14 protein-coding genes and 1 tRNA gene are annotated in these 14095 nt (G+C 43.5%); 6 read left to right on the top strand and 9 right to left on the bottom strand.

Annotated features, from left to right (window positions below; translation table 11 throughout):
• Nucleotides 1-70: 70 nt before the first annotated feature.
• Entirely contained in the window at nucleotides 71-736 is a 666-nt protein-coding gene (locus ACRRSX_RS05935; RefSeq protein ID WP_432454117.1) for an HAD family hydrolase, read from the top strand.
• Nucleotides 737-828: 92 nt separating this feature from the next.
• On the opposite strand, the gene bfr (ACRRSX_RS05930) is transcribed toward ACRRSX_RS05935, so the two are convergent.
• The 4 genes from bfr (ACRRSX_RS05930) to ACRRSX_RS05915 all read right to left on the bottom strand — a co-directional run bounded on the left by bfr (ACRRSX_RS05930) (nucleotide 829) and on the right by ACRRSX_RS05915 (nucleotide 4016).
• Nucleotides 829-1296 carry a bacterioferritin gene (bfr, locus tag ACRRSX_RS05930; RefSeq protein ID WP_432454118.1) on the bottom strand — a complete coding sequence of 156 codons (468 nt, stop codon included), beginning with the start codon at nucleotides 1294-1296 and terminating at the stop codon, nucleotides 829-831.
• Nucleotides 1296-1775, bottom strand: a complete 480-nt coding sequence (gene bfr / locus ACRRSX_RS05925) for a bacterioferritin (RefSeq protein ID WP_432454119.1) — start codon at nucleotides 1773-1775, stop codon at nucleotides 1296-1298. The genes bfr (ACRRSX_RS05930) and bfr (ACRRSX_RS05925) overlap by 1 nt, the downstream gene beginning before the upstream one ends.
• A gap of 227 nt (nucleotides 1776-2002) precedes the next feature.
• Nucleotides 2003-2695 (bottom strand): monofunctional biosynthetic peptidoglycan transglycosylase, encoded by a 693-nt coding sequence (mtgA, locus tag ACRRSX_RS05920; RefSeq protein WP_432454120.1) that lies wholly within the window; start codon nucleotides 2693-2695, stop codon nucleotides 2003-2005.
• Between the two features lie 133 nt (nucleotides 2696-2828).
• Entirely contained in the window at nucleotides 2829-4016 is a 1188-nt protein-coding gene (locus tag ACRRSX_RS05915; protein ID WP_432454121.1) for a benzoate/H(+) symporter BenE family transporter, read from the bottom strand.
• Between the two features lie 114 nt (nucleotides 4017-4130).
• Here ACRRSX_RS05915 and ACRRSX_RS05910 point away from each other — a divergent pair, with 114 nt between their 5' ends.
• Nucleotides 4131-4694, top strand: a complete 564-nt coding sequence (locus ACRRSX_RS05910) for a helix-turn-helix domain-containing protein (RefSeq protein WP_432454122.1) — start codon at nucleotides 4131-4133, stop codon at nucleotides 4692-4694.
• Nucleotides 4695-4756: 62 nt separating this feature from the next.
• Here ACRRSX_RS05910 and ACRRSX_RS05905 read toward each other — a convergent pair.
• From ACRRSX_RS05905 to ACRRSX_RS05890, 4 genes are all read right to left on the bottom strand, one after another.
• Nucleotides 4757-4832, bottom strand: a tRNA-Phe gene (locus ACRRSX_RS05905).
• Nucleotides 4833-5088: 256 nt separating this feature from the next.
• A complete protein-coding gene (locus ACRRSX_RS05900) occupies nucleotides 5089-5697 on the bottom strand; it encodes a MarC family protein (RefSeq protein ID WP_432454123.1) in 609 nt (202 codons plus the stop codon).
• Nucleotides 5698-5790: 93 nt separating this feature from the next.
• Entirely contained in the window at nucleotides 5791-6306 is a 516-nt protein-coding gene (locus ACRRSX_RS05895; RefSeq protein ID WP_432454124.1) for a GrpB family protein, read from the bottom strand.
• A gap of 188 nt (nucleotides 6307-6494) precedes the next feature.
• Nucleotides 6495-8375 carry a sensor domain-containing diguanylate cyclase gene (locus tag ACRRSX_RS05890; protein ID WP_432454125.1) on the bottom strand — a complete coding sequence of 627 codons (1881 nt, stop codon included), beginning with the start codon at nucleotides 8373-8375 and terminating at the stop codon, nucleotides 6495-6497.
• A gap of 361 nt (nucleotides 8376-8736) precedes the next feature.
• On the opposite strand from ACRRSX_RS05890, the gene ACRRSX_RS05885 reads away from it, so the two are divergent.
• Together ACRRSX_RS05885 and ACRRSX_RS05880 are read left to right on the top strand one after the other, a co-directional pair.
• A complete protein-coding gene (locus ACRRSX_RS05885) occupies nucleotides 8737-9186 on the top strand; it encodes a Fur family transcriptional regulator (RefSeq protein ID WP_432454126.1) in 450 nt (149 codons plus the stop codon).
• 81 nt (nucleotides 9187-9267) lie between these two features.
• A complete protein-coding gene (locus ACRRSX_RS05880) occupies nucleotides 9268-10701 on the top strand; it encodes a peptidoglycan DD-metalloendopeptidase family protein (RefSeq protein ID WP_432454127.1) in 1434 nt (477 codons plus the stop codon).
• A 116-nt stretch (nucleotides 10702-10817) separates the two neighbouring features.
• Here the strand turns inward: ACRRSX_RS05880 and ACRRSX_RS05875 are convergent, their stop codons facing one another.
• Nucleotides 10818-11756, bottom strand: coding sequence for a cation diffusion facilitator family transporter (locus ACRRSX_RS05875; RefSeq protein ID WP_432454128.1), 939 nt, complete (start codon nucleotides 11754-11756; stop codon nucleotides 10818-10820).
• Between the two features lie 264 nt (nucleotides 11757-12020).
• Here ACRRSX_RS05875 and ACRRSX_RS05870 point away from each other — a divergent pair, with 264 nt between their 5' ends.
• Both ACRRSX_RS05870 and ACRRSX_RS05865 read left to right on the top strand, forming a co-directional pair.
• The gene (locus ACRRSX_RS05870; protein WP_432454129.1) at nucleotides 12021-12653 is read left to right on the top strand and encodes a glutathione S-transferase family protein; all 633 of its coding nucleotides are present in this window, start codon (nucleotides 12021-12023) and stop codon (nucleotides 12651-12653) included.
• Between the two features lie 133 nt (nucleotides 12654-12786).
• On the top strand, nucleotides 12787-13977 hold the full coding sequence (locus ACRRSX_RS05865) for a class I SAM-dependent methyltransferase (protein WP_432454130.1): 1191 nt from the start codon (nucleotides 12787-12789) through the stop codon (nucleotides 13975-13977).
• Nucleotides 13978-14095 lie beyond the last annotated feature (118 nt).

Below are 14095 nucleotides of genomic sequence, written 5' to 3'. Positions count from 1 at the left end.
TAGAAAGACTTGGAACAAGCGAAGCACAGGCTCTATGATTAGCTCTCAACCCTTACATCATGAGAGTGGAATGGAACTGCATATATTCGATCTAGATGAAACTTTGATTGCAGGCGATAGTGGCATGTTATGGCATCAATTTTTAGTCAATGCAGAAATCGTCACAGACAAGGACTTCTTAAGCAAAGATATCGCGATGATGCAGCTATATGCCAAAGGGGAATTAAAACTTGAACAGTATATTGCCTTTAGTCTAAAGCCTATCCAGAGACTCCATCACCAAGATGTCGAAACATTAGTCAAAATATTCGTGAAACAGTACATTCCACAAATTATTTACCCCGAAGCCAAACGACTGATTAGTGACTTAAGCCATCACCAACAAACGATATTACTCATCTCTGCCACATTAAGCTTTATCGTGAAAGAAATAGCACAACAACTACACATCAAATATCATCTCGGTGTCGATCTTGAACAAGTCAACCAGTGTTATACTCCAAGCATAAAAGGAGTCGCCAGCTTCCGAGAAGGGAAAATAACACGTTTAGAACAGTGGCTACAAACCCGAACCGAAAAATATCGAACGCTACACTTCTACTCCGACTCAATCAACGATCAAGCCTTATTAGAGTACGTAGATAAGCCTTATGTAGTCAATCCTTGTCCTAAGCTTCAGGCCGTAGCCAAAAGTAAAGGCTGGCCGGAAATCAACTGGCAAATCAGCCATCAATAAAACGAATGAAGGATAAATTTTCGTGCTTTCGAGATTCTGAGTTTAAGTTAAAAACGAAAGCTAGGCTTTCGTTTTTGTTCTGATGCGGGCTTTTAAAGTTGACTCTGAATATAATTTTCAAGGCCAATTTTCTTAATAAGACCCAATTGTTGTTCCAACCAATAAGCATGATCCATTTCGGTATCATCGATCAGGGCTTGTAGCATATTACGCGTCACATAGTCTTTTTTAAGCTCACATAAGGCCATGGTTTCTTTGAGCATCGCATCGACTTCATATTCCACTTTAAGGTCGTTTTCTAGCATGCTTGGGACATCTTTCCCTACTCGTAATGGTTCGCGTTGACTTAAATCAGGCGTCCCCTCTAGAAACAAAATACGTTGAATCAATAAAGAAGCATGTCCTTTTTCATCATCATATTCGTGGTCAATGCGTTCGAACAGTTTATTAATTCCCCAATCTTCATACATCCTAGAATGAATAAAATATTGGTCCATCGCAGTCAGCTCATTCATTAATAAACGATTTAGAGCATCAATTACGTCACTATCACCCTTCATTAGTCGTCTCCTTCGCTAATTTGCGCCGCCAAATAATTCTCGAGGCCCATCTTTTCAATTTGATATTGTTGCGTTTCGATCCAATCAATATGATCTTCTTCGAAATTCAAAATCTCTTCCAATAAATCACGGCTTACGTAGTCTTTCGCCAGCTCACATTGGCTAATCGCATCTTTAAGGATCGGCAACTGCTCCAGCTGAAAATCTATATCGCATTGCAGCATTTCTTCAACGGCTTCGCCAATGCGTAAGCTACCCAACATATGTGCATGCGGTAAGCCTTCGAGAAACAAAATTCGTTCCATCAACTTATCCGCCTGCTTCATGTCTTTAATAGACTTCTTATAATTGCGCTGATTGAGCAACTCGAAGCCCCAGTTCCGGTACATTCGAGCATGCAAAAAATACTGATTAATCGAGGTTAGCTCCGAAACTAGCACCTTGTTTAACAAGGCAATTATCTTAGGATCTGACTTCATAAAGGCCTTCCATACTTAGATATTCATTAGCCATTGAGTATATACCTTGAACCAAGAATTCGCACATTATTTTTTACATTTCATTAACTTACAGCCGATTAATAAGAATGATTGCTGTTTGTAATTGCATTCGTATAGTTCAATATTTGTTCACCGTGAAACGGCCAAAACGTTTCATGCACTGGAGGTAAAACGCAAAGGCCTCGCACCCAAAGTCTGGAATGACATCAATTTGAAGATAACTGTAGATAATGGCTGCCAAGTTGCCGCATTTGTTGACTAATCCACTTCACTCGCTGGTTTATATAAGCGGTTCTTGGCCATAGGTGATAACGATAAGGGCTGGGTAAAAGCGCCGCTAAGCTAGCCGACTGTTCCACGGTTAAATCGGCTGCAGAGCGTTTAAAGTACTGTTGACTCGCGGCTTCGACACCATAGATCCCTGGGCCGAATTCAGCAATATTCAAATAAATCTCCAGGATCCTGGTCTTACTTAAATTGGCCTCCAGTAATAGACTCAGTCCCGCTTCTATAGCCTTGCGCCAATAACTCTGAGTCGGCCATAAATATAAATTCTTAGCCGTTTGCTGGGTAATTGTGCTCGCCCCACGTAGACTCTGCCCCCGATGATTATCTTGATAAGCTTGCCAGATCGCGGCAAAGTCTAAACCCCAATGCAACGGGAAACGCTGATCTTCCGCTGCGACCACCGCTAAGCTCATATAAGGAGAGATACGATTGATCGGTGACCACTGATGAGCAACTTTCTGTGGGTAACTCACGGGGGGATAAATACTACGATGGATCCGCCATGCCCATATCGGCGGATCAATCCAGCGTAAACCGAGAACCATCAGCTCCAGCATCATTGTTAGAACCAACAATAAGCCCAAGAGCTTTGCACCAATGCGACCTAGCATCACATTCCTTAGCGATCAGCTTAAAACAACTACTTTAGATAAATTTACTCGCAAAATGAAGGACTCATTCATTAGACAAGATATCACTCCCTGCAGTGGATCTATGCAAAGCCCTTATATGCCTTCACCTTATTTAGTGGCTGTGTTTAGGTCTTTGCTGTCTTTTAGACCAGTACTCGGTTAAATAATGAACCAATAAACCAAGGCTTAAACCCCAAAACGCACTGCCAATCCCCAACAAATTAATCCCCGAAGTAGTGACTAAAAAAGTCATCATCGCGGCCTCTCGACCACGCACATCCACTAGCGCGGCAAGCAAACTATTTGCCACCGTACTTAATAAGGCGAGCCCAGCAATCGCAGCGACTAAAGCTTGAGGAAAGGCCGAAAATAGACTCACCACAGTCGCGCCCATCAGACCAATCAAAATATAAAAACAACCCGCCCATATAGAAGCCCAATAACGTTTACTCGGATCAACATCAGCTTCCTTTCCCATACAAATAGCTGCCGTAATCGCCGCTAGATTAAAGGCAAATCCGCCAAAAGGTGCCAACAATAACCCAGTGAAACCCGTCCAGCTAATCAACGGTGAAACTGGAGGCCGATAACCATTGCCATGCAGCGCTGCGATCCCCGGCATATTTTGCGACGCCATAGTGACAATAAATAAAGGAAGCCCCACACCAACAAGTGCCTGCATTGAAAATTCGGGCGTCACCCATTGTGGACTTGCCAATTGAAAACTCACCGAACCCAGTTCAAGTAAGCCTAGGCTATAAGCGCTCAGGCAACCCGCTGTTAAGGTCAATAACATCACATAACGAGCCACCAAGTGACGACCGATGAGATAACAAACAAGCATACTTGCGACCAACAAGTTTTGGCTTTGCAAAGCGCTGAATAATCGTAAACAAAAAGGTAGTAAGACACCGGCTAACATGGCCGCAGCTAAAGACTGAGGGATCCAACGGATGAGTTTATCAATCAAGCCACTGATACCACATAGGCTAATCAACAAAGAGCTAAACAAGAATGCACCAACGGCTTGTTGCATCGACAAACCAGACAAACTAGTCACCAGTAAGGCGGCTCCCGGAGTAGACCAAGCAGTAAGGATCGGTTGCTTATAATAGAAAGATAAACCAATGCTACTTAAGCCCATCCCCAAGCCAAGAGCCCATAACCAAGAACTAATTTGCTGCTCACTCGCCCCCACCGCAGCAGCAGCTTGAAAAATAATCACCGCCGAACTGGTATATCCAACTAACACCGCGATAAATCCCGCAGAAATCCGTGATACCTTAAATACTTCATTCATCTCATATCACTCCCTAAACATGAGTTTTGTGCGTTATAACGCACAATATAGACAAGCCTAACATTTGTGCGCTATAACATACAATAATAAATTTGCGTTAATGAAGGGACTAATTTGCAAGCCGTCAATCAGTATTTAGCGGAAGTACTCAAGCACAAGCGTCAACAGAAAAATTGGAGTTTAACTCAGGCAGCTCAAAAAACCGGCGTCAGTAAAGCGATGCTGGGTCAGATTGAGCGGGGCGAGTCTAGCCCTACGGTTGCGACTCTCTGGAAAATCGCCAGTGGATTTTCTACCTCACTCTCCAGCTTCTTAGAACCCAACTTAAACGAAGCTCAGGGCACTATCGTAAGAATTGCAGAACAACTCCGCCAACAACCTGCAACCGACGATATGCTGGTCGCGACCTTATTTCCTTTTGAACAACGGTTTGGTTTTGAAATGTTTGAACTCACACTATTGCCTGGTTATCAACGAGTTTCTGAGCCACATGAAGCAGGCGTCAGCGAGCATTTGATCGTAATTCGTGGGGAAATGGATGTGTTAGTCGAGGGACAATGGATAACCCTACCAGAGGGACAAGCGCTGCGCTTTGCTGGTGATAAAGAACACGGCTATCGCAATTTGAATCCACAGCCAGCGGTATTCCACAATTTAATCCATTACTCGCAGAGCTAAGACTACTTTAAAGCGAGGCTCTCAAACGAAAAAAGCCTGCTAAAAGCAGGCTTTTTAAAAGGTGGTGCCCGGAGGCGGAATCGAACCACCGACACGAGGATTTTCAATCCTCTGCTCTACCGACTGAGCTATCCGGGCAACGGCGGCTATTAAACGTTTTTAGCATAAACAAGTCAACCGCTTTTTCTCAAATTGGTGCTGAGTGCCTACAAAGCGAACAAAGCTAGCAAAAAATCAGCAATTTTCCCCAGCGAGATGAAACAGGTTTGCGTCAGTTCTACCAAGGAAGCTGATATCTAATGACCAAATCATACTGCCAAAGATTTACACGTAGTGCTTTACTCTCGCAATAGTCGCTTGCTAACGGCCCCGACTCACTTAACCCTCGAGTTATTTATAATGAGAAATAGAGCTTAATTCCAGACAAAATATTGGTGACCGCAACAGATGCTAATATGAGGCCCATTACACGACTAACAATGCTCGCGCCACTATTTCCAATCAAACGATGGATCGGGCTTGCCGCAAGCATCAATAACAAAGCGACCAGTAATACACACAACATACTGGTCGCTGTTTGAACTTGTTCAAAGAAATTATAGCGGCTGTTTTCGGTTAACAATACAGCAGCGAGCATTGCTCCAGGGCTTGCGATTGAAGGGACCGCGAGAGGAAAAACTGCAGTTTCAGTAATTTTATTAACCAGTTTAAGTTCTTCTTCTGGTTTACTCTCTCCAAATATCATTGAAAGCGCGAATAAGAAAAGCACAATCCCACCAGCAACTTGAAACGCAGGTAGAGGAATTTCAATCGCCGTGAGAATGATTTCCCCCGCAACCACAAAAAACAGCAAAATCAGTGCAGAGATAAAAATGGCCCTTATAGCGATTTTTCGTTTATCTTGTTCTGCATAAGGGCTGGTCACCGAAATAAAAACCGGTACGGTCCCGATCGGGTCGATTACAGCAAAAAAGAAAATAAACGTCGCGATAAACTCTTGCATAATCCTTTCTCCTAAGCAGATGGCTCTTGGGTGGTGAACAGTTGCTAAATCAGGGAATTTGAATCGTGGGCCAGTCCATCGATTGGTAAAAACTTATAAATGCTGTAAAACCGACTTCACAAACGGTGATTTCAATTTACCATAAGCCTCTTGTTCAGAGATTCCGGTAGCAATAATCGCCTGTTTTGACTGTTCATACTCATATCGCGCTAATGGATTAGCAAGCATATATTGTTTGTATTTTAGCTGCTTGTGATGCTCCTCTGAGCCATCTTCAATTACATGTACATGAACAAAGTATTTGTGGCCTTTATAGACTACGGCCCCATCCTTCCGAGGACGCTCAACTGGAAATGGCTTAGCACTGACCTGGTCTTGAAAACCGAGTAATTTCAGGTGTTCAACAGCAATGCTTAATTTGCCAACCGGATAAAGAACGGAAAGATCGATGATTCCTTTTCCACCGACCTTCGCTGATGTAGAACCAATATGTATTACGTCTAACTGCTCAGTGCGTATCAAACTAATCAGTGACTCGGCAATCAATAAGTAAGTTTCTGTCCAAGGCTTAAATTCAGCTTTAATTTTTTCATACTTTAAAATATTCATCGCGGTGAACTTATCAAACATATTGGGAAGTCAAATGCACCACTATGCACAAGTTCCTGATTCAAAACAAGAGTGCACAGAAGCCACAACAGAAGTGTATTCGCCAATACTTTACAGATACAGTCTAAGAACTAAATTGAGCCATCAAGCCTCGCGACAACAATAGTTATCGGGTGACAGGTTTAGCGCTAACTATTTTCTATAGAAGCAACTATCACTCGATTTCGCCCAGAGGATTTTGCTTGATAAAGCGCCTTATCTGCGCTCGCCACCAATTGTTCTGCAGATTGGCTTTCTTGTGATGCCGCAACCCCCATGCTTGCAGTCACTTTGTATTGATGAGAAAAATCAAGTTCCTCAATAGCAACTCTTAACTTCTCAGCCAATATTTTAGCACCATCAAGCTTGGTCGAAGGGCTAATGACTAAAAATTCTTCTCCCCCCCATCGACCAACATAATCAACCTTTCTAGTCACCATTTTCAGCCTTTGTGACACTTTCACCAAAGTTTCATCTCCTGCCTGATGTCCCCAGGTATCATTGATCGACTTAAAATGGTCGAGGTCAATGATTACCACCGAAAATACTTCGTCGTATCGATAAAAACGCTCCAGCTCCTTAACTAACACTTGATTCAATTTGTGTCGATTAAAAAGCTGAGTCAGTGGGTCAGTGACCGATAAACGCTCCAGTACTTTTTCAGACGTAATATCTTGGGCGACTTGGGCATAACCAATTAATTTCTGGTCCTCATCGTACTCAGGCATAATCTTACTATTCAGCCAATATTCTTCACCAGTTTTTTTACAATCACGAAGCTCGCCATGCCACTCCTCACCTTTGGTTATCGTTCCCCATAACTCTGTATGTACTTGAGAACTCACCGCGGGATGCTTCAACATACTGTGAGTCTTCCCAAGCAATTCCTCCTTACTGTACTCAGAGATACAACACATCCGTTCACTCACCTTTGTAATGATGCCTTCCACATCGGTGTGGCTGGTAATCACATGCTTATCCAACAGCTGATCAGAACGCAACAAGGCTTCCAATGTTTGAGACAAGCGTTTTTGTAAACGAGCAGGAAATAGAGCCACCAGCCAAGACAGCGGAAAAGAAATAAGCAACACAATCCCTGCGATGACTAAAGCCGTATATCGATTGTTACTATGCATCGCATCGAGTAAGGATTGTTGAGGAAGCATAACGAGTTTTAAGCCTTCATTATTATTAATAATGGCTTCAATATTCATTTCATATATGCCGTTATTAAATGTTGAATAAAGTTCATCAAATGACTTTCGCCCTGGAATATAGGCACTCCAAGCAAGCGCTGCATTTGGGTGATAGAGAATTTCCCCCTCTTTGTCTACAACAAAAATTGTAAACTCACTAGAATTTGTCAACGTTTGTAATACCTCAGAAAAATCAACATTGATAATAAGCATTCCAAAAAACTCCCCTTCTTGATAGAGCGGTGTCGCTGCTCGTATCGTTGGACGATAGGGTAATTCAACTTGCTCATTTTCCATGTTTAAGTCCACTCTAGAATGCCAGTGTTGATTCTGGCTAAGCTTGCTGACTTCTTGAAAATAGTATCGCTGTGATTTGTTTTGTAATTGAGAATGAGGAGTGAAAGAGATCTTGCCAAGGTCATCTTGATTGAGGCGAACGACTTCCACCCCATTATGATCAAGCAAGCGGAGCTGCATGAATATTGGTTTGGAAGCGATAATCCCCAGGAGAAATTCTTCAAGTGCAGTCATATTTACCACACTTTGCTCAACCATATATCTTTGGGTGATAGGATTGGAAGCAATCGATGACAAACTCGCATCAAACCCTGCTAAGAACTCTTCTAACACATGAGTTTTAGAAGCTTTCTCATTTTTAAAGCCAAGCGCAAGTGCATTATCAATATTGACCACTTGCATACGGTAATTAACTAAGGACGTAAATAACGCAACCAAAATACCGAAAAATAAAAAGCAAAACGTAAAAAATAGATAAATTTTCCGGCTCATCAGTCGCATGATACCAAATTTTAAGCTGGTTTTTTTCAAGAGCATCGACGAGCGCCTTAAATTCCCTTACCAGATACTAATTGTATACCTTAAAAACACTCAGCTAACATTTATAGGTGATTTATTTGTGGTATTTATCAATTTAGCTTTTAGCCGTAAACTTGAACCCATCAAGCTTACCGGAAAGAAGCTCATGAACTTAAGTTCAATTCATTTTAGCCAAAACACTCAATAGACTAACAACCCGCACCCAAATAAATAACATATCGAATAAAAAATCAGGCGACTGCTTTTGAAAGCGCCTGATGGCTTGCCAAAAAAGCCTCATTGTTATAATGTAACGTTCAATTTTTACAGTTAGCCCCGACTTGGGTACAACTGATACTTTCCCTTGAATGGTTCAGTGATGTCTACAGCAAATTATTTACAACATGTCAGTGACTACTGTAAACAGCTTAAGCTTAACTTCACCCCCAACCGTTCTGTCGTATTGGCGATATTACATCGCAGTAAAAATCCACTCAGTGCCTACGATATTTTGGCTGAGCTACAACAGCTACAACCCAAAGCTAAACCGCCCACGGTTTATCGAGCACTCGAGTTTTTGCTTCAACATCACTTTATCCAGCATATCGAGTCAAGCAGCCGCTATCTGGTGAGCCAACAACTCGCACCATTTAGTCCCAAACCATTATTAATTTGTAGTAATTGCCAGCAAGTAGCTCAACCGAGTTTATCGAGCTCTCTAAGAAGTGAACTCCAGCACTTTGCCGACCAGCAAGGCTTTCACTTGCATCCACAAAGCTACGAATTTCATGGTTTATGTCTTCACTGCCAACAAAAGGCAACCTTATGATTGCTTTGCTCACATCCACTCACTTGACTCGAATAATAACAACAGCTGTATCAAAACAGCATGTAACAGGTAATAGATTTCATGTTTAACAACAAAGCCCCCATTTTTCGTCGACCAAGCAGACTGCCCAGTAAACACTGGCAGCTTATCCTTGCTTGTGGCGCGGTGATAACCATCGCCAGCATTTGGCCAAATACTCAACCACTCACCAGCCAATCTCGCCAACTCATTGAGTTGCCAGAAAATGAGTTTAGCAGTGAGCATCAGGGTCCTGTATTTACCTTATCTCACAACTCGCGTGATGCGATTAGTTTACTAAAACAAGATGCCCGTTCAGAACCCAGCGCCGAACAATTTAAGCCAACAGATACAACAACCGATACCCAAACGAGCTCACTCTCGGAAGGTAAAGCACCCCAGCAACAGACTAAATCAGCCGAAGTTGGCGGCATTCAGAGTTACAGCTATACCATTAAAGAAGGTGATACCTTAGGCAAGATCTTTAACCGTTTCAAAATAGATCAAACGACTATGTACCAAGTGCTTGAAGCTGATGTTTCGGTACTGGCATTGGATACCTTAAGCCCAGGGCATAAACTCACCTTTACCATCGACCATGACACCCAACAGCTACAGTCCTTGCGTTTAGCCTTTAACCCAGCACAACAAATTATATTTACCCGAGTCGATGCGACTAACTTTGAGTACCAAACGATTAGTATTGATGGTCAATGGCAAAAACAGGCAATTACAGGCACGATTCAAGGTAGCTTTTATTTATCAGCTCGCAAAGTAGGACTAACGCCTAGCGAAATCGAGCAAGTTGCACAGATGTTTCAAGATAAGATCCGCTTTGAAAGAGACTTTAGAGCCGGGGATGTGTTTCAAGTGGTAAGAAATCGCCAGTTTATCGATGATGCTCTCACTGGCCAAAGTGAAATTAGTGCGGTACGGATCTTTAATCGTGGAAAACAATATAGTGCTTATTTATTTAACAATGGTAACTATTACGACCAAGCAGGCGAAAGCCTTGCTCGGGCTTTTATGCGGGTGCCACTCAAACATAATCAACGCGTTAGTTCGCCATTTAATCCACGCCGCAAACATCCAGTAACCGGCAGAATTTCGCCTCATAATGGGACCGACTTTTCGGTGGCCATTGGCACCCCTGTGCTGGCCGCTGGGGATGGCGTGGTGATGCGAGTCGAAAATCACCCCTATGCGGGAAAATACATCGTCATCCAACACGGCGGTAAGTATCGTTCACGCTATTTGCACCTCAACAAATTTAAGGTGAAAAAAGGCCAACGGGTGACCCGAGGTCAAGTGATTGCCGAGTCCGGAAATACCGGACGCACAACGGGTCCTCACCTACACTATGAATTCCATATAAACGGTCGAGCAGTCAATCCAATGACCGCAAAAATTCCATTGGCTTCATCCATCGACAAACAAGAGCGTCCAGCCTTTAAACAGTTAGTCAATCAAATGAACCAACTGATCCAAGCAGGGTAATGCACGATATACCCGATAAAAAAACGGACGAGATAGTCCGTTTTTTTATCGGCGAAGAACATCGAGTCAGCTTGAAAAATACACGCTGACTCGACATGATGGCTCAGCGGCGAAGCCTAAGATGAAACCAAGTTGTCACTCGCGCATTCATCACAACAAGGATTGATGATCCGCTCCGCACAGTTGTAAGGCTCGATATGAACAATAACATCAACCACCTCATCTAACTCTTTCATCAAGTGTTCTTTAAACTCTTCACTAATATCATGCGCCTTTTCGACGCTCATCAGCGGATCAACCAACAAGTGAAAATCCACTAGAATAGCGCTTCCCACTCGACGGTTGCGAATTTCATGCACTTCTTGAATATCTACATTTAAGCTGGCGTGATGTTGAATCCGTTGTTCTAAATCTTCATCGGCTTGTTTTTCACTGATCTCTTGAATCGCTGGCCAGACAATTTCCCAAGCAGCTTTTAAAATCATAGCCGTCACCAACAAAGCCGCTATTTGATCCAAATAGGAGAGATAGGGGAAGAAATAGTTCGCCACCACAGCGACTGCAACAGGCATCGAGCTCAGGGCATCACTACGATGATGCCAAGCATTGGCATGTAAAGCCCGGCTATTAACTTTCTTTGCCTGAATCACAGTCCAACGATACAACGCTTCTTTCACCACGATTGACAAGATAGCAGCCCACAAAGCTAACACCCCAGGATTGGGATTCGCCTCAGCATTAAAGGAGTTAATTGAATCCCAAGCGATCCCTAAGCCCACAACCACCAACAAGCCACCAATAAAAATATTGGTGAGCGTTTCGAAACGACCATGGCCATAGGGGTGTTCTTTGTCGGCTGGTGCCGCCCAATACCGCGAGCCGAGTAAAATAGCAGCATCAGTGACCAAATCAGAAAAACTGTGCACACCATCAGCCACCAAGGCTTGGCTACCAGTTAACTTACCCACACCAATTTTCAATACCGCTAAAAATACGTTAGCAATTGAGCCTATCCATGTTGCTTTGCGAACCGTGTTCAGCACTTGCTGTTGCATAACCTATCCGATAATGACCAAGAGTAAGGCGTTATTGTACCCAGTTCAATCGATAAAAACGAGTCGAAGCTGGCGATAAAAACACAGCTAAGTTATTGAAAATAATTCGTATTTACCTTTTAAGGATTCAAGTCGATCGTTCATCACATCGTGCTGACTAAGTATTTGTTTTAAGCAACAATAAAACCGTTTAAGCATAGCGCTTGCTGTCACTACCCCCTATGCTATAGCGACCAACAGATTACTTGTAAAAAGGATAGCTTGATGATCACCTTATATGGAACCCCACGCTCTCGCTCACTACGTGTGTCTTGGCTGCTCGAAGAATTAAACCTCGAATGGCACTACCACTACATTGATTTTCAAGCGGGCGAGCATCATGGCGAAGAGTATCTCGCAATTAATCCCTGTGGCAAAGTACCCGCCCTAAAAGACGATCAGCTTGTCATCAGTGAATCGGCAGCAATATGCCTCTATCTTGCTGAAAAATATGGTCCGCAGCTGTTGCCACAACCAGCGACTGCCGCCGCCGCTCTCCACCATCGCTGGCTAAGTTTCATTATCAGTGAATTAGAGCAAGGCCTATGGAGCATTGGTAAACATCGCTTTGCCCTGCCAGAAGCGCAACGTATTCCAGAAATGGTAGAAGTGGCAACTTGGGAGTTTGCAAAAGCCGCCGCCATTGCCGAGCAATGGCTTCCCGAACAAGACTATCTATTAGGGGAGCAATTTAGTGTGGCTGATATTCTACTTTGTCATACGCTCAACTGGGCAATGAGCTTCCAACAAACCTTACCGACTAAATTAATGGCCTACCGCAAGCGAGTCAGCCAACGACCCGCCTTAAACCGAGGTTTGGAAAAAGAAATCAATGGCAAAGCGATGAGTCACCTTTAAGCTGCAGAATTGCTTGCGGCAGTACCGACAATTGACCATCTCGCCGCTTGCTTAACGAATAAAGCCAGACTCTACTTGGTGATGCCTAAGATGACGACTATAATGCGCGGCATTACAGACTAGGATATACATCATGAGCGGTATCATTACTCTTAAAGCAAAACGTGACAAGGCTTTGTTACGTCGCCACCCTTGGATTTTTTCCAACGGTATTCATAAAGTTTCAGGTAAGCCTTTATCCGGTGAAACCGTGGAAATTTACAGCGCTGAGGGAAAATATTTAGCCACTGCCGCTTATTCTCCTGAATCCCAGATCCGCGCCCGAGTATGGAGTTTCCAGCAAACTCAGCTCATCGATAAAGCTTTCTTTGTTAAGCGCTTGCAAGATGCCGCAGCGGCTCGAGACATTCTGAGCCAATTTAGCGCCACCAATGCTTATCGTTTAGTGGCTGGCGAAAATGATGGCCTTCCCGGCATTACTATCGACCGCTACGCCAATGTATTAGTGATTCAGCTATTAAGCGCTGGTGCCGAATTTCAACGAGCTAACTTAATTGAAGCACTCAAGCAATGCTTTCCCAACGATGCAATATACGAGCGCTCAGATGTCGATGTGCGTAAAAAAGAAGGTTTAGAACCGGTACAAGGTTTACTCCATGGCGAGCTTCCCGCTCAGCCGATGGAGATTGAAGAGAATGGTTTACGCCTACTGATTAATATCGAAACTGGCCATAAAACCGGTTACTACCTCGACCAACGCAATAATCGCAAGTTAGTGGGTCAACTGGCCAAAGATAAGAAAATGCTAAATTGCTTCTGTTACACAGGTGGCTTTGGCACCTACGCCCTAGCTGGCGGCGCCAAAAAGGTCATCAACGTCGATGTCTCCGACGCAGCCCTTGAAATAGCCGCCCAAAATGTCCAGTTAAACAATCTAGACCCGAGCAAAATCACCCAACTCAACGCCGACGTTTTCAAGCAGTTACGGGTATACCGAGATTGCAATGAACAATTTGATATGATCGTGCTTGATCCACCAAAATTTGTCGACAGCAAGGCGAGTTTAAACCGCGCCAGTAGAGGTTATAAAGATATTAATATGCTGGCCATGCAAATGCTTCGCCCAGGCGGCCTGTTACTCACTTATTCCTGCTCAGGACTCATGCCAAGCAGTCTCTTTCAAAAGATTGTTGCCGATGCAGCCATTGATGCCAAACGTGAGCTGCAGTTTTTAAAGAGTCTGGAACAGGCTGAAGACCATCCTGTGGGTGGCCCCTACCCCGAAGGCCATTACCTCAAAGGCTTCTTATGCCGAGTCAAATAACAGCGGAAGGTATCAACTAAAGACATTTATTTAACAAAAAGCTAAAAAGAGCGTCACTGAAGAACTCCGTTGACGCCCTTTTTTAACTCATTCTAAGATAGTAATCTCGCCTCTGGTG

This window comes from Agarivorans sp. QJM3NY_30 (assembly GCF_050870855.2).
Lineage (GTDB): Bacteria > Pseudomonadota > Gammaproteobacteria > Enterobacterales > Celerinatantimonadaceae > Agarivorans.
Note: the sequence above shows the minus strand (reverse complement) of the source record. Positions and strands in the feature narration are given on the sequence as shown.